We start from the raw sequence: 16,369 nt of genomic DNA on the forward strand, positions 1-16,369 counted from the left end.
GCATGGCGGCTTCAAGATCGATGCCAATACCGGCGTGGTGACGATCGCCGACCCCACCAAGGTCGATTTCGAGAGCTCCGGCGGCAGCTATGTCGTCAATGTGCAGGCCACCGACGGCATCTTCGTCTCGTCGCAGAGCTTCACGATCGCGGTCAGCAATGCGCCGCCGTCGACACCGACCGACAGCAACGCCGCCGCCAACGCCGTCAACGAAGGCGCTGCCGTCAACACGCTGGTCGGCATCACCGCAGCGGCGGCCGACGTCAATGGCCCCGGCGTCACCTATTCGCTGACGGCGGACACCTCCAACGGCGGCTTCAAGATCGATCCCAACACCGGCGTCGTCAGCGTCGCCAATTCCGGCAAGATCGACTTCGAAACCGCGCCGGGCCACGCCTACAGCATCACGGTGCAGGCCAGCGATGGCCATGGCGGCGTCAGCTCGCAGACCTTCACCATCAACGTCAACGACCTGCCGGTCTCTACGCCGGTCGACGTCAATGCCGCCGCCAACGCCGTCGTCGAGGGCGCCGCCGCCAACACGCTGGTCGGCATTACCGCCTCCGCGGTCGATCCGAACGGCCCCGCAACCACCTACTCGCTGACATCAGACAGCTCCGGCGGCGGCTTCAAGATCGACGCGAGCACCGGCGTCGTCACCGTCGCCGATCCCACCAAGCTCGACTTCGAGAGCAGCGCGCCCGGCCACGCCTACACGATCAGCGTGCACGCGACGGCCGGCGCGACCTCGTCGACGCAGACCTTCACCATCAACGTCACCGACGCCCCGCCGTCCGCCCCCACCGACACCGACGCCACCGCCAACTCGGTCACCGAGGGCGCGGCTGCGGGCACCGCCGTCGGCGTCACGGCGCACGCGACCGACATCAACGGCGGAGCCGTGACCTATTCGCTGGTCGGCGACACCTCAGACGGCGGCTTCACCATCAACGCGGCGACCGGCGTCGTCACCGTCGCCGATCCGACCAAGCTCGATTTCGAAACCTCGCACGGCAGCTACACCATCACCGCGCAGGCCAGCGACGGCACGCTGGCGAGCACGCAGACCTTCACCGTCAACGTCACCGACGTCGCGCCATCGACCCCGGTCGACAACAATGCCGCCGCCAACGCCGTCGTCGAAGGCGCGGCCGTGGGCACCACGGTGGTGCATCACCGCGTCCTCGACCGACGTCAACGGTCCCGGCGTGACTTATTCGCTGACCGGCGATACTTCCGGCGGCGGCTTCACCATCAACGCCACCACCGGTGTCATCACCGTCGCCGATCCCACCAAGATCGACTACGAAAGCGCTCCCGGCCACGCCTACACCGTCACCGCGTAGGCCAGCGACGGCACGCTGACGAATTCGCAGACCTTCACCATCGGCGTCAACGAAGCCCCGCCGTCGAGCCCGGTCGACAGCGATGCCGCCGCCAACGCGGTTGCCGAAGGCGCCGCCGCCGGCACCGCGGTCGGCGTCACCTCATCGTCGACCGACGTCAACGGTCCGCCGGTGACCTATGCGCTGATCGGCGACACCTCCGGTGGTGGCTTCACCATCAACGCGACGACCGGCGTCATCACTGTCGCCGATTCCACCAAGATCGATTTCGAAAGCTCGGGCGGCAGCTACACCGTCGTTGCCCAGTCCAGCGACGGGACGCTGGCGAACTCGCAAACCTTCACCATCGCCGTCACCGACGTCGCGCCATCGACCCCGGTCGATAGCGACGCTGGCGTCAACCGGGTCGCGATCGGCGCGCCGGCCGGCTCGGGAACCGGCGTGACGGCATCCTCGACCGACGTCAACGGTCCCGCCGTGACCTATTCGCTGGTCGGCGACACCTCCGGCGGCGCCTTCACCATCAACGCGGCCGCTGGCAAGGTCACGGTCGCCGATCCTACCAAGATCAACATTGCTGATCCGTCCTATGACGTCACGGTCGATGCCAGCGACGGCACCTTGCACAACCAGCAGACCTTCACCATCGCGGTGGTCGTCGATCAAGCGCCGGTCGTCACCGCCGGCCACACGCTGAACTACACCGAGAACCAGGCCGCGACCGCGATCGATTCGGCAATCACCGTCACCGACGGCGACGACGCCAATCTGGTGTCCGCGACGGTGCAGATCACCGGCGGCTACGTCAACGGCGAGGACGTGCTCGCCTTCGCCAACACCGCCACCATCACCGGCACGTTCAATGCCGCGACCGGAACGCTGACGCTGACCGGCACCGATACCGTCGCCAACTATCAGGCCGCGCTGGCCGCGGTGACCTATCATAACACCAGCGACAACCCGTCGGGCGCACCGCGCACCGTCACGATAACAGCCAATGACGGCACGCTCGACAGCTCGCCCGTCACCGACACCATCAACGTCACCCCGGTCAACGATCCGCCTGTCGTCACCGCCGGCCATACGCTGAACTATACCGAGAACCAGGCCGCGACCGCGTTCGATCCGGCGATCACCGTATCCGATGTCGACAACACCACGCTGGCCGGCGCGACCGTGCAGATTACCGGCAACTACGCCAACGGCCAGGACGTCCTCGCCTTCACCACCCAGAACGGCATCACCGGCTCGTTCAATACGGGAACCGGCACCCTTACGCTGACAGGCACAGCCACGGTTGCCCAATATCAGGCGGCGCTCGCCTCGGTGACTTATCAGAACACCAGCGACAACCCGTCGGGCCTGGCGCGCACGGTCACCATCATCACCAATGACGGCTCCGCCAACTCGGCCGCGGTCACCGACACCATCAATGTCACGCCGGTCAACGATCCTCCGGTCACGACGGCCGGCGGCACGCTGAACTATGTCGAGAACCAGGCCGCGTCCGTGATCGATGCGTCGGTCAACGTCTCCGACGTCGACAGCGCCAACATGTCGAGCGCGACGGTTGCCATCACCGGCGGCTTCGCCGCCGGCCAGGATGTGCTGGGCTTCGTCAACCAGAACGGCATCAGCGGATCGTACAACTCTGCGACCGGCGTGTTGACGCTGACGGGTTCCTCCAGCGTCGCCAACTACAAGGCCGCGCTGGATTCGATTACCTATTTCAACTCGAGCGACAACCCGTCCGGGGCTGATCGCACCGTCAGCTTCACGGTCAACGACGGCAGCGCCAACAGCAACACCTCGACCTCGACCATCCATGTCACGCCGGTCAACGACGCGCCTGTCGTCAGCTTCGGCGCCATCACCGGATTCTCCGAGCCGCCGAACGGCACGCCGGCTTCGAGCTCGACGCCGGTCACGATCACGCCAAACCTGACGATCTCGGACGCCGAAGGTAACAACATCACCGATGCGACCTTCGTGCTGAACAATCTGAAGGCGTCGGACGCGCTCTCGATCGCAGGTCACGCCGGCACCAGCGGCGACATCGGCGGGATCCACTTCGACATCACCAGCACCGCCGGCACCGAAACGATCAGCTTCACCGGCGCCGACACGCTGGCGCACTACAATGCGGTGCTCGACCTGATCCAGTTCAACAACACCAGCGAAAATCCCGACAGCACCGCGCGTTCCTATAGCCTGACCGTGCACGATGACGGCGGCACTGCGAATGGCGGCAACAACACCGGGACGGCATCGACGACGGGAAGCGTGACCGCCGTGGACGATGCGCCGACCGCGGCGGTGCCGGCGGACAATTCGCTCGGCACTGCGTTCTCGCACACCGACTTTGCGATATCAGGCCTTTCGGTCGCCGACGTCGATTCCGACCCCGGCACCGTCACGGCCACGGTTTCCTCCAGCCACGCGAACCTGACCTTCACCACCACGGGGCTGGCCAGCTTCACCAACAACGACAGCCACACAGTGACGCTGACCGGCACGGCCGCACAGGTCAACACCGCGCTGGCGACGCTGACATACAACAGCGATGACGGCTTCGCCGGCTCGGATACCGTGACGCTGAACGTCAGCGACAATGGCCACACCGGCACCGGCGGACCGCTCACCTCAGGCGCCCAGACCTTCCATGTCGGCGTCGTGCCGCAGGTGTTCTACATCGACAACTCGGCCACGGCGCTGGCCAACAGCCACAATCTCGGCACCGCTGCCGACCCGTACACCTCGATCGCCGCCTTCAACGCGGCGAACCCGGCAGGGAGCGGCGACTACGTCGTGCTGAGGTCCGGCACCTACACCGAGGCCAACGGCATCAACCTCGCCAACGGCGTCAACCTGGTCGGCGGCAGCCACGCCCTGACCTTCACCAACCCGGTGACCGGTGCCCTGGTCACCGCCAACACCGCAACCGGCACCGATCCGGTGATCAAGGTGACCGGCGCCGACAACGGCATCGACCTGCTCGGCACGTCGGGCCACAGCATCAGCGGCGTCAGCATCGACACCTCGGCCTCGACCGGCATCGGCATCAGCGACGACGGCTTCAATGTCGGCACCGTCTCGATGTCCGACATCACGGTCAAGACCGCCAGCGGCGCCGGCATGAGCTTCACCCATGGCGGCACGATCTCGCTGACCGGCACCGCCAACTCGATCACGTCAGGCACCGGCACCGCGCTCGACGTCGAGAACACCCAGATCGGCTCGTCGAACCTCACCTTCAAGAGCATCACCTCGAGCGGCGGCTCCGGCAACGGCATCATCCTCTCCAACACCGGCACCGCAGCCGGCAATGGCGGCCTGCACGTCACCGGTGACGGCTCGACGGCGGGCAGCGGCGGCACCATCGCCAACAAGACCGGCGCCGACGGCAGCACCACGCAGGGCAGCGGCATCTACCTGAACAACACCAAGGACGTGCAAATCTCCTACGTGTCGATGCACGACTTCCAGAACTACGGCATCGTCGGCACCGCCGTCACCGGCTTCACCCTCGGCAACACCACGGTGACCGGCACCAACGGCACCAGCGTCGGCGGCATCGGCGAGGGCGACGTCTACTTCACCGGCCTGTCCGGCACGGCGTCGATCACGAACTCGACCCTCACCGGCGCAGCCTATGATGCCCTGCACGTGTTCAACGACGGCAGCCAGACGCTGAACCGCATTACCGTGACCGGCTCGACCTTCGCGACCAATTCCGCGGCCGGCAATGCGTCCAACGACGCGATCGCCTTCCAGGCGACCGGCGGCACGTTCAACGCTACGGTCCAGAACTCGACCGTCACCTCCGCGCGCGGCGACATGTTCCAGCTCAATCTGCTTGGCACGGTGTCGTCGGACCTGGTCATGACGGGCGACAATTTCAGCAATACCAACCAGAACATCGTCAGCGGCGGTGGCGGCCTGACGATCGGCGGCGGCGGCGCAGCCAACGACATCACGCTGACCTACAACATCTCGAACAACACCATCAAAGGCGCTCTGGGCGGGGCTCTCGCAGTCACCAAAGGCACCGGCACCGACGGGCACTTCAGCGGCAACACGATCGGCACGCAAGGCTCTGCCGGCAGCGGTTCGACGCAGGGCTACGGCATCAGCGTGTTCGAAGACGGCGCGGGTTCGTCGAGCACGACCATCACCAACAATCATATCTCCGGCGTCGTCGGCGGCATCTATACGCTGGTGCATAACGGCGCTGCCGGCGACATGACCGCGGTGATCCAGGGCAACACGGTCGATACGCTCGATTCGACGAACGGGTTTGCCGGCATCTATGTGCAGAACGGCTCAAATACCGGAGCGGGCGGCGACAACAATCTGCTGAACGCCACGATCGGCGGCGCCGGCGCGCTGAAGAACACCGTCGATCTCGGCGGCAACACCGGCCTCGGCCTGGTCGCCGGCATCTTCCTCGAGCAGGAAGGCGTTTCGAAAACCGGCTTGATCGGCAGTCCCAATTATGCCGGCACGCCGTATAATTTCTCGGCGGTCGCGAGCTACGTGGCGAGCAACAACACCGTGACCGGCACCGGAAACGGCGCGGTTGCCACACAGGCCATCGGTGACCCCGGGCAATCCGCAGGCGGCGGCTATTTTGGCGGCGCGCAGTTCCTGGTCGCCAGTTCGGGTGGCGTTGCGGCAGCCTCGCCGACGGCGGGCGAAACCCACCTGACCCAGAGCGAGCTCGACTCGGTCGTGTCGGCGGCTATTGCCCAATGGGCGAAGGCAGGCGCCGGCGCGGGTCAACTCGCCGCGCTGCATGCCGTCACTTTCAGCGTCGCGGACCTCGCTGGCCAGGTCGTCGGCCTGGAAAGCTCCGGCCACATTACGATCGATGTCGATGCCGCCGGCCACGGCTGGTTCGTCGATCCGACCCCATCGGACAATTCGGAGTTCACGCACGCCCTCAATGCGTCCGGCAGCAATCTGCAGACCGATCCGTCGGCGGCAGCGGCGGGTCATCTCGATCTCCTGACCGCCGTTGTGCATGAACTGGGACACGTGATCGGCCTCGCCGACCTGACCTCGCCCTCCGATGCCAATGATTTGATGTATATCAACCTCGCCGACGGCGAGCGCCGGCTGCCGACCGCGACTGACCTGCCGAAGGACCACAGCATGGATCCCGGTCAGGCCCAGCAGAACTTCGTGTTCGCGCCGACCACCGTGGCCCCGAGCCAGCAGCAGGCCAGCGCGCCAGTTGCCAACACGGCGATGGGTCAGAGCTTCAACTTCGCGGCATTCGCCGAGGCGGCGCGGCAGACCGACACCAGCCACGCGGCGAACACCCAGGCGTTGTCAGATCTGTTCAGCGGGCATTCCGATGCCCCCAACCCGTGGGCCGGACACGAGACGGTGTTGGCCGCCATGGGCGGCATGCCGACCGACAATCACGTCCAGACCCAGCTGCATCATGACCTGATCGTCTGATCGGACGCCGTATCGACCAAGATAACATCGACCACGACAACGCCTGCCGAATCGCTTCGGCAGGCGTTGTTCGTTCGGCGCGGTCGAGTCCGGATTCCCGCCGCAGAGAACTCAGATCATCGCGCAGGATGCGCTCGCAGATGTCCGTTTCATGACGTGAACTCCGCAGCCAGTGATCGCACAAGGATCGCACACTAAGGATCGCGTGCCAGCAATCGCGGCTCGCAAGCCACGCTCAACCGGCGATTGAAGAAAAATTGCCAACCCGGCACAATCGTTGAGGTTGTACTTCGTAGAAAACACGCTATCGTGCACACGCCGTCGACGCGGCACTATTGTCAGGCGCACTTCTGGTGCCGGCCAACAACGTTCTCGGCGCCTTGAACAACGCGTACGCCGCGCCCACGGCGCTGACCGCGCTCGCGCCGGGGAGCATTTCCACGGTCGGCGGCAGCCAGGCGCATCAGAACATGCAACCTTTCCTGACGGTCAATTTCTGCATCGCCCTGCAGGGCATCTTCCCTTCGCAGAATTGACGGAGACCTCTCATGCCACAACCCTTTATAGGCGAAATCAAAATGTTCGCCGGCAATTTCGCGCCGGCCGGCTGGCAGTTCTGCGACGGCAGCCTGCTGGCGATCTCCGAGAATGACGCGCTGTTCAACCTGATCGGCACCACCTATGGCGGCGATGGCCAGAACACCTTTGCCGTCCCCGACCTGCGTGGCCGGCTGCCGCTTCATATGGGCACCAACGCGGGCACCGCGTTCACGATCGGCGAAATCGGCGGCGCCGAGCAAGTCACCCTCACGACGCAGACGATCCCGGCACATACCCATACGATGCAGGCGTCAACGAACACCGGCAGCGGCTCGAATCCGCAAGGCAACGTGCTCGACCAGATGAGCGGCGCGCTGCTGCTCTACAAGGAGCAAACGCCGACCACGCCGCTGAGCCCAGCGGTGATCGGGCCGGCCGGCGGCAGCCAGCCCCACAGCAACATCCAGCCCTTTCTGTGCGTCGGTTTCATTATTTCGCTGTTCGGCATCTTCCCGAGCCAGAGCTAGGAGCGCGACACCATGGCTGACCCCTTCGTCGCCGAGATCCGCATCTTTCCGTTCAACTTCGCCCCCAAGGGCTGGGCGTTCTGCAACGGTCAGCTTGTGCCGCTCTCGCAGAACACGGCGCTGTTCTCGCTGCTCGGCACCACCTATGGCGGCAACGGCACGTCGAATTTCGCGCTTCCGAACATGCAGGGCAACGCGCCACTGGCACCAGGACAGGGACCCGGCCTCTCGCTGTACGACCTCGGCGAGAACGGCGGCTCCGACACGGTAACTCTGCTGCAAACGGAACTCGCCGCGCCCCCCCACGACATGATGGCGATCAACCTGCAGGCCGACCAGGCCGCACCGACACCGACCCGAGGCATCGCACGATCACTGAACGGCGCGGCCTATGTCGTCGGCACTCCGACACCCACGCTGGTGCAGATGAGCACCAACATGATCGGACTGACGGGCTCCGGCCTGCCGCACAACAATCTGATGCCCTACCTCACGCTGAATTTCTGCATTTCGCTGCAAGGCGTCTTCCCACCACGGGGCTGAGGTCGTTTTGGCGCTCCCCGCTTCCCCCACTGACGCACCTGCATTCGGCTGGGCGCGCGCGGCTGAATCCGGTTGCCGGTTTCGCCGCCTGTCGGAGGCCGATCTGCCGTTCCTCGGCCGGCTCTATGCCTCGACCCGCGCCGAGGAACTGGCGCCGGTGCCGTGGAGCGAGGCGGACAAGGCGGCCTTTCTCGAGCAGCAATTCCAAGCCCAGCACGCACACTACCAGCAGTTTTATCCAAATGCCGACTGGCTGGTGATCGCGCGCGACGATGAGGACATCGGCCGGTTCTACGTCGAGCGCTGGCCGAGCCAGCACCGCATCATCGACATCGCCTTACTTCCCGAACATCGCGGCAAGGGGTATGGCGAAGCGCTGCTGCGCGACGCGATCGACGAGGCTGATGCGGCCGGCAAGGACGTCTCGATCCATGTCGAGAAGCTCAACCCGGCGATGCGGCTCTACCGCCGGCTCGGCTTCACCACCGAGGAAGACAAGGGCGTGTACGATCTGATGCGCTGGCGCGCCGCAGGAATTTCCGGTCGTCAGGTGAAAATGGCCTGATAGCCGTTGCCGTCGGCGACCGGCCCGATCGGCACCAGGAAGATCTCCATCATGCCGAGCGCCGGATGCCGCACCGAATAGATCGCCTGCGGCAGCCAAGCTCCCTTCGGCCCCGCGAACAGCAGCGAGAACGCGCCGCCCGGCCGGCCGCTGTTGCCTGCGGGCTCGACCTTGGCCAGCTTCAGCGCCACGACGTGATCTGCCGCCTGCATCTCGAACTCCGCGTCCTGATGCGGCGTGAAGTCATCGATCTGCAATGCCGCGAGGTCGACGGTGGATGTCATGCGCACGTTCCTGTTGCTTTCGACGTGTAACACGCCGCGCGATATTGCCGTCAATGTTTCCGTCAGTCATCCAACTCGACGCTCTCATCGTCATTCCGGGCTCTCGCTTCGCGAGCCCCGGGATGACGTAAGGTGAGCACACTGGCAAGGCTCCCTCCCCCCTTGCGGGCAGGGCTATCGCATATGGCTGAGGGCTGCCATGAGGAAGGCATTGTCCCAGCCGGCGCGCTTAATTTTGCGCCGCAGGGAGGCTGGATCCGGGTGAGTTCGCAGGATGTTGAGGGCGAGCCTGCGCAGAATGGCAAGGTTCTCGGGCGCATGGTCGCAGCGTGAGCGGTTGCTATCCTCGGCAAAATGGACGTCGAGCACCCAATGGAGTTGGTTCTCGATGCCCCAATGGCTGCGAGTGACGTGGAGCAGCCGCTTGGGAGCGATGTATTTGGACAGGAGATAGTGACGCACGACAGGCGCATCGGCGCGCTGCTTCCGCAGGCGTCTGCGCGAGGTGATGCGCCCTATCGCGGCGGCCCCTGGGAAGCCATAGAGGTCCGCCAAACTGGTATTGCGCATGACTGTGGCACGTCGCACTTCGCGTCGATCGTGGGTGGAAGGGTCGATCTGCTCGGCTGTGCTGCGCTTGCCCGATCGCGCAAATTGTTGGGTCACCGCGGTGAACAAGCGCCCGCGGTTGGCCTTGATCGCCAGAACATAGTCGCCGCCGCGCTCGCGCACCGTAGCCGCAAAGGCGCGGGTACAATGCAGCGCATCGGCGGTAACGATGCAGCCTTCCAGCGACAGAAGGTCCAGTACCTCCAGAGCGCCCGCCGTCTCGTTGCGACCAGATGCCTTTTGCTGAGCCAAGGCCATGCGGGCATCCACCGCAAAGACGTTGACCATGTGCAGCGGGGTGGCCTTGCCGCCGCGTTCGTAGGCCCCGCGCAGGGCCTTGCCGTCAACCGCCACGACCCCAGTCAGCTTGATGCGGTTGGCCTTGGCAAAGGCCGCCATGAAGCGACGAAATGCGCACTCAAAGGCCTGCGGTTTGAGCAGGCGGAACACCCGACTGAATGTATCGTGGCTTGGGATGCCATGCTCCAGGCGAAGAAAGAGCCGCAACAGCTCCTCCTTCGACTGCCCGAAGTCCGCCATGTCCGAGCACGACTCCGCCCCGCACAGCATCGCCGCCAGTGCGATGAACAGCACTTCCAACAGATCGTGCCTGGCATTGTCCGCGCGCGGGTCCGGCAACCGCCGAAAGGCCGTCTTGAACTTCTTCATCCGACCCCCTCCTTAATCCGGGAGTCGTCTTCAGAATCGGTGTTGCCTTACAATGCAATAGCCAGCGAAACCCCATATGCGATTCCCCTGCCCTTGCGGGGGAGGGTTGGGGACAGGGGTGGCCCCGGGCTAAACTGTTCGATGAGCGCACCGCCCTCGCAAAATTTCGTTTGCTGTCGCCGTGACAGATACGGAGAGAGCACGTCGTGTGGCACCCCTCTCCCTAACCCTCTCCCGCAAGGGGAGAGGGAACCCTGCCGCCGATGCGTCCCTCACGCGCGCGTGCCACTGAGTTGCCCGACGGCGCAAGCCCCTTCAGCGAAAATATTTCGGTTTATCGGAACGGCAACTCGGTGTATGGTCTGCCCGTCTCACCCGATCGAGGGGCGCTTCGCGGTCGTCACGAACGCGGCGTGGGATGCGGTGGACGCTGATCATGCAAGCAACGAACGCATGTGAGGCGGACGGTGAAGTCGTGTGGTCCTGACGCCCTCGCGGCAGGTGTCCTCTCGTAAAGCGCGTAGCGCTTTGCGAAGGCGGTGACAAACAAGCCCAGTCTCGCCGGGGAGAGCGCGAAGTAAGCCGTAACCCATCGCGCAGGGAAAGCCGGAGCCTCCGGTTACACCTGTGGTCCTACCCCTGTGCTTTTTTGTTGCACAGGGCCCATGGGTGCGATCGGCACCCGGCTTTCCCTGCGCCCTCTGCGAGAGGAGAGGGCAAATAAACGCAAGACTCGGGCGCAGCGCGCCGCGAGGATGCGGATGTATGTCTCAAGCTGGCGCCACATATTCGATGTCGTCCTGGCGAAAGCCAGGACCCATTACTCCAACATCTGCTGTTGCGCGACGCTGGAGCCGCGATCCCATTCATCACCGAATGCGGTGGTTAGGGGTCCTGGCTTTCGCCAGGACGACGCCGTGGATGCGGCGCCTCCGACCGGGCGCCCCGGAGGAACTGATGACGACTCCGAATTCCTCCGCTAACCTCCCCGCAAAGCGCCGCCAGCAAGGCGGAGCATCCTAGGGGAGGACAGGCGCGTGCATCGAGGCCGTGTCGTATTCGGCGCCATGGACGAGGTCGTGTTCGGGCGCCCCGCCGCTGAGGCTATCGTCGAGCAGCTCGATCGGCTGGGCGCGCAGCGCGCCTTCCTGATGGTGTCGGGCACGCTGAACCGCGAGACCGACGAGATCGAGAAGGTCCGCCAGGCGCTCGGGACCCGTTGCGTCGGCACCTTCGACCAGATGCCGGCGCATACGCCGCGCGCCGCGGTCATCGCCGCCGCCGCACAGGCGCGCGATGCGAAAGCCGATCTGATCGTCACGATCGGCGGCGGCTCGATCACCGACGGTGCCAAGGCGGTGCAGCTTTGCCTCGCCAACGACGTCACCACATCCGACGGCATCGAGGCGATCCGCACCCATGGCGGCGTCGCGCCCGAGATGAAGCCGCCTGTCGTGCGCCAGATCAGCGTGCCGACCACGATCGCCGGCGGCGAATTCTCCTCGATCGCGGGCGTCACCAACGAGGCCAAGCGGCAGAAGGAGATGCTGCGCCATCCGCTGGTGATGCCGCGCGCGACCATCCTCGATCCGGAACTCTCGGTGCACACGCCGGACTGGTTGTTCCTGTCGACCGGCATCCGTGCCGTCGACCATTGCGTCGAGGGCATCTGCTCGCGCGAGGCGCATCCTTACGGCGACGCCCAGGCGCTGAAGGGACTGGAGATGCTGGCGCAGGGCCTGCCGCGGGTGAAAGCCGACCCGAAGGACATTTCGGCGCGAATGGATTGCCAGATCGGCACCTGGCTCTCGACCGGCCCGCTCGCCTCCGGCGTACCGATGGGTGCGAGCCACGGCATCGGCTACGTGCTCGGCGCCGAGTTCGACGTGCCGCACGGCTATACGTCATGCGTGATGCTGCCTGCGGTGATGCGCTGGAACAAGCGCGACAATGCCGACCGGCAGGCGCTGGTTGCGGCTGCGATGGGTCACGCGAACGCGGACGCCGGCGACGTGCTCGACCGCTTCATCCGCGACCTCGGCATGCCGCGCAGCCTCCACGAGGTCGGCCTCAGCCCCGAGCATTTCGACCGCATCGCGGCGGGCGCAATGCGCACGCCGTGGGTGCCGCGCAATCCGCGCAAGATCGACGGTCCCTCCCAGGTCCGCGAGATTCTGATGATGGCCGCCTGAAGCATGATCACGTCGCGAGTGAGGGGGAAATAAAGTTCGATGTATACCGGCAAGCATGCTTACCTGCGCCCGCTGCAACCCGCCTTCATCATGGCCGGGACCGGCGAGATCGTTACCTATCGTGAGCTGGAGGCGCGCTGCAACCGCCTCGCTCATTTGTTCCGCAAGCAGGGCCTGCGACGGCTCGACCACTACTCGATCTTCATGGAGAGCAATAACCGCTACCTCGAGGCCTGCGGCGCCGGCGAGCGGTCGGGCCTGTACTTCACCTGCGTCAACTCCTTCCTCACGCCGGGCGAGCTCGCCTACATCCTGACCAACAGCCAGTCGCGGGTCCTGATCACCTCGAAGCTGAAGCTCGACATCGCGCGCGAGGCGCTGAAGGAGTGTCCGCACGTCGAGCTCTGCATCGTGGTCGATGGCGACAGCGAGAGAGATCGCATCGTCGGGCTCGCGCAGGCGACCGCCGGCCTGCCGGCAACCCCGATAGCGGACGAGGCGCTGGGCACCGCGATGCTGTATTCGTCCGGCACCACCGGCCGGCCCAAGGGCATCGTGCGGCCGCTACCGGAAGAGCCGCCGGGGCAAAACCTGCCGCTGTTCGATTTCCTGATCAAGCTCTGGCACTACCGCGAGGGCATGGTCTACCTCTCGCCGGCGCCGCTCTATCACTCCGCGCCGCAGGCCGCGGTCAATCTCACCATCCGCATGGGCGGCACCGTCGTCATCATGGAGAGTTTCGATCCGGAGCGCTATCTCGAGCTGATCGAGAAATGGGGCATCACCCACAGCCAGCTGGTGCCGACCATGTTCTCGCGCATGCTGAAGCTGCCCGAGGAGGTTCGCACCCGGTACGATCTGTCGTCGCTCGAGATCGCGATCCATGCCGCGGCGCCCTGTCCGGCACTGGTCAAGGACGACATGATCAAATGGTGGGGCCCGATCATCCACGAATATTACGGCGCGACCGAAGGTCTCGGCTTCACCGCTGCAACAGCCAGGAATGGCTCGCGCATCGCGGTACCGTCGGCAAGGTCCTGCTCGGCGACCTGCATATTCTCGACGAGAACATGCAGCCTTGCCCGAAGGGCACGCCCGGCACCGTCTGGTTCAAGACCGGCTCGCCCTTCGAGTATTTCAACGATCCGGCAAAAACCGGCGAGGCCCGCTCGGCGGACGGCAGCATGAGCACGGTCGGCGACGTCGGCTATGTCGATGACGACAACTTCCTCTATCTCACCGACCGCGCCACCTTCATGATCATCTCCGGCGGCGTGAACATTTATCCGCAGGAGTGCGAGAACCTCCTGATCACCCATCCCAAGGTCGCCGACGCCGCGGTGTTCGGGGTGCCCAATGTCGATCTCGGCGAGGAGGTGAAGGCGGTGGTGCAGCCGGCCGACGGCATCGCGCCGGGGCCTGAACTCGCCGAGGAGCTGATCGCGTTCTGCGCCGGCGCGCTGTCGCGCCAGAAGGTGCCGCGCTCGGTCGATTTCGAGGCCGAGCTGCCGCGGCTGCCGACCGGAAAGCTCTACAAGCGCCTGCTGCGCGACCGCTACTGGGGCAACAAGACCTCGCGGATCGTCTGAGCGGGCGATGCGGCGGACCGGAGCGATGCTGCGAGGCAGACCGGAGGGCGCAACGGACTCGCCCGTCGCGCGGATTTCGCGCTATGCTCGGCAATCGCAAGCCAGCTTCGCCGGAGGCCGCCATGCCGTCGCCCCAGCCGCGCGAGCCCGAGCCGGTACAGCCCGGAAAGCTCGAATTCACCGCCGCCGAGATCGGTGCGCTCGCCCACCTCTACCGCGGCGAGGTCTACCGCAGCACGGTCTGGCGCACCCGCCTCGACAGCTCGACCAATTGGGCTGTTGTCACGACCGGGATCGCGCTGTCGGCGACCTACAGCAGCGCGGAATCCTCGCCACTGCCGATGGTACTGGTCGGGCTGCTGGTGACCGTGTTCCTGCTGTTCGAGGCGCGACGCTATCGCTATTTCAGCGTCTGGCGCGCCCGCGCCCGGCTGCTCGAAACCGATTTCTACGCGCCGATGATCCGCGGCGAAGGCCCCTCGCCGAGCTCGGCCTGGACCAAGCTGCTGGCCAACGACTATCGCCACCCCCGCTATCATATCAGCTATATCAGGGCGATCGGCCGGCGGCTGCGCCGGACCTATGGCTGGATCTTCGCAATCCAGGCCATCGCATACTACGGCAAGCTTGCGATCCATCCCTTGCCGCTGACCATGATGAGCGAGATCTTGGACCGTGCCTCGATCGGCCCGATTCCTGGAACCATCGTCATTCTGGCCGGCGTCGCCTTCCACTCCAGCTGGGCGCTGTTCGCCTTCATCACGCATCGCATCGAGGTCATCGACCGGCGCAAGCGGCACAACCTGATCGCGATGGGGTGAGGTGCCGCGCCTCGCGTTGCCGCTGGCGGGCTTTTCCCCTAACCTCACATCAACAAGAAAAGTCAGGGAGGATGTGCCGATGGACGTGATCCCACTGCGTCAGGGGTTTGGAGCCGAACTGCGTGGCGTCACGCTGTCAGATGTTGCCGCCAGCGATGCCGCCTATGCGGCCGTGCGCGCGGCGTTCGAGGAACATTCGGTGCTGGTGTTCCGCGGCCAGCAGGTCGATGACGACATCCAGCTCGCCTTCTCGCGCCGCTTCGGCCCGCCCGAGGTGACCAAGGTCGGCTCGATGGGCACCGGCTCGCATTTCGTGATCCTCTCGACCTTCGGGCCCGACGGCCAGGTGGTTCCGTCGGATCATCGGCAGCAGCTGCGCGCCAGGGCCAACCAGCTCTGGCACACCGACTCCTCGTTCAAGCGCGTGCCGGCGCTGACCTCGATCCTGTCCGCGCGCATCATCCCCGAACATGGCGGCGAGACCGAATTCGTCTCGATGCGGCTTGCCTTCGAGCGACTCGACAAGGACGTGGCAAAGCGGCTGGAGAATTCGTTCGCCTGGCACTCCTACGCACATTCGCGCAGCAAGGTGGCCACCGGGCTCGCAACATCCGAGGAAACCGATGCGCTGCCGCCGGTGTGCTGGCGCATGGTCTGGCGCAATCCCGTCAACGGCCGCGGCGCGCTGTATCTCGCCTCCCACGCCTATGGCGTCGAAGGCATGGATGCCGAGGCCGGCAAGGCGCTGATCGAGCAGTTGACGGAGGCTGCGACCGCGCCCAGCGTCAGCTACCTGCACCAATGGAAGCAGGGCGATGTCGTGATGTGGGACAACCGCGCCACCATGCATCGCGGCCGCCCCTGGCCGGCGCATGAGGGCCGCCTGATGATCCGCACCACGATCTCCGCGACCGAGGCCGACGGCGTCGCCAGCGTGAGCCCACCCTCGTCGCAGGCGGCGGAGTGAACGTAATACGTTTCCCCGTCATCCCCGCGCAAAGGCTTCGCCTTTGTCGCTGGAGGTGCGAGCCTTGCGGTGCACTTGCACCGCTGGGCGAGCCTCGAAGGATGAATCGGCCACCAGCGGGGCCGTCGATCCTTCGAGACGCGCGTTCCGCGCTCCTCAGGATGACGGGTCAGCACCGTCATTGGATCGGCGACAAACTGTCGCTGATTGCGGGGCGCTTCACGCTGCGCGCCTCGCCATTAGCGATCAAA

General features: G+C 65.3%; 10 protein-coding genes and 1 pseudogene. 9 read left to right on the top strand and 2 right to left on the bottom strand.

Annotation, left to right across the window (positions count from 1 at the left end):
• Positions 1-1,517 precede the first annotated feature (1,517 nt).
• The 5 genes from HAP54_RS10150 (at position 1,518) to HAP54_RS10170 (ending at position 8,987) form a co-directional block, all read left to right on the top strand.
• On the top strand, positions 1,518-6,812 hold the full coding sequence (locus tag HAP54_RS10150; RefSeq protein ID WP_166299710.1) for a beta strand repeat-containing protein: 5,295 nt from the start codon (positions 1,518-1,520) through the stop codon (positions 6,810-6,812).
• A gap of 353 nt (positions 6,813-7,165) precedes the next feature.
• The gene (locus tag HAP54_RS52450) at positions 7,166-7,348 is read left to right on the top strand and encodes a phage tail protein (protein ID WP_414646190.1); all 183 of its coding nucleotides are present in this window, start codon (positions 7,166-7,168) and stop codon (positions 7,346-7,348) included.
• Positions 7,349-7,390: 42 nt separating this feature from the next.
• Positions 7,391-7,879, top strand: coding sequence for a phage tail protein (locus tag HAP54_RS10160; protein WP_248114247.1), 489 nt, complete (start codon positions 7,391-7,393; stop codon positions 7,877-7,879).
• A gap of 12 nt (positions 7,880-7,891) precedes the next feature.
• The gene (locus HAP54_RS10165; protein WP_166299712.1) at positions 7,892-8,422 is read left to right on the top strand and encodes a phage tail protein; all 531 of its coding nucleotides are present in this window, start codon (positions 7,892-7,894) and stop codon (positions 8,420-8,422) included.
• 7 nt (positions 8,423-8,429) lie between these two features.
• Complete coding sequence (locus tag HAP54_RS10170) at positions 8,430-8,987, top strand: GNAT family N-acetyltransferase (protein WP_224741308.1); 558 nt, start codon at positions 8,430-8,432, stop codon at positions 8,985-8,987.
• On the opposite strand, the gene HAP54_RS10175 is transcribed toward HAP54_RS10170, so the two are convergent.
• On the bottom strand, positions 8,969-9,271 hold the full coding sequence (locus tag HAP54_RS10175) for a DUF6916 family protein (protein WP_175619401.1): 303 nt from the start codon (positions 9,269-9,271) through the stop codon (positions 8,969-8,971). The two genes, HAP54_RS10170 and HAP54_RS10175, sit on opposite strands and share 19 nt — an antisense overlap.
• 174 nt (positions 9,272-9,445) lie before the next feature.
• Positions 9,446-10,549 carry an ISAs1 family transposase gene (locus tag HAP54_RS10180; RefSeq protein ID WP_166297973.1) on the bottom strand — a complete coding sequence of 368 codons (1,104 nt, stop codon included), beginning with the start codon at positions 10,547-10,549 and terminating at the stop codon, positions 9,446-9,448.
• Positions 10,550-11,586: 1,037 nt separating this feature from the next.
• Here HAP54_RS10180 and HAP54_RS10185 point away from each other — a divergent pair.
• The 4 genes and pseudogenes from HAP54_RS10185 to HAP54_RS10200 all read left to right on the top strand — a co-directional run bounded on the left by HAP54_RS10185 (position 11,587) and on the right by HAP54_RS10200 (position 16,118).
• A complete protein-coding gene (locus HAP54_RS10185; RefSeq protein ID WP_166299716.1) occupies positions 11,587-12,741 on the top strand; it encodes an iron-containing alcohol dehydrogenase in 1,155 nt (384 codons plus the stop codon).
• A 39-nt stretch (positions 12,742-12,780) separates the two neighbouring features.
• A pseudogene (locus tag HAP54_RS10190) lies at positions 12,781-14,330 on the top strand (AMP-binding protein).
• A 122-nt stretch (positions 14,331-14,452) separates the two neighbouring features.
• A complete protein-coding gene (locus HAP54_RS10195; RefSeq protein WP_224741307.1) occupies positions 14,453-15,151 on the top strand; it encodes a DUF2270 domain-containing protein in 699 nt (232 codons plus the stop codon).
• A gap of 79 nt (positions 15,152-15,230) precedes the next feature.
• Entirely contained in the window at positions 15,231-16,118 is an 888-nt protein-coding gene (locus tag HAP54_RS10200) for a TauD/TfdA dioxygenase family protein (protein WP_166299720.1), read from the top strand.
• Positions 16,119-16,369: the final 251 nt, after the last annotated feature.

It is taken from the genome of Bradyrhizobium sp. 2S1 (assembly GCF_011516625.5).
GTDB classification, from domain to species: domain Bacteria; phylum Pseudomonadota; class Alphaproteobacteria; order Rhizobiales; family Xanthobacteraceae; genus Bradyrhizobium; species Bradyrhizobium septentrionale.

What these genes read in the sequence shown, in the direction of transcription:
- HAP54_RS10200 (WP_166299720.1), top strand. Translation starts at nt 15,231, where the DNA reads ATGGACGTGATCCCACTGCGTCAGGGGTTTGGAGCCGAACTGCGTGGC.
- HAP54_RS10195 (WP_224741307.1), top strand. Translation starts at nt 14,453, where the DNA reads ATGCCGTCGCCCCAGCCGCGCGAGCCCGAGCCGGTACAGCCCGGAAAG.
- HAP54_RS10165 (WP_166299712.1), top strand. Translation starts at nt 7,892, where the DNA reads ATGGCTGACCCCTTCGTCGCCGAGATCCGCATCTTTCCGTTCAACTTC.
- HAP54_RS10175 (WP_175619401.1), bottom strand. Translation starts at nt 9,271, where the DNA reads ATGACATCCACCGTCGACCTCGCGGCATTGCAGATCGATGACTTCACG.
- HAP54_RS10180 (WP_166297973.1), bottom strand. Translation starts at nt 10,549, where the DNA reads ATGAAGAAGTTCAAGACGGCCTTTCGGCGGTTGCCGGACCCGCGCGCG.
- HAP54_RS10160 (WP_248114247.1), top strand. Translation starts at nt 7,391, where the DNA reads ATGTTCGCCGGCAATTTCGCGCCGGCCGGCTGGCAGTTCTGCGACGGC.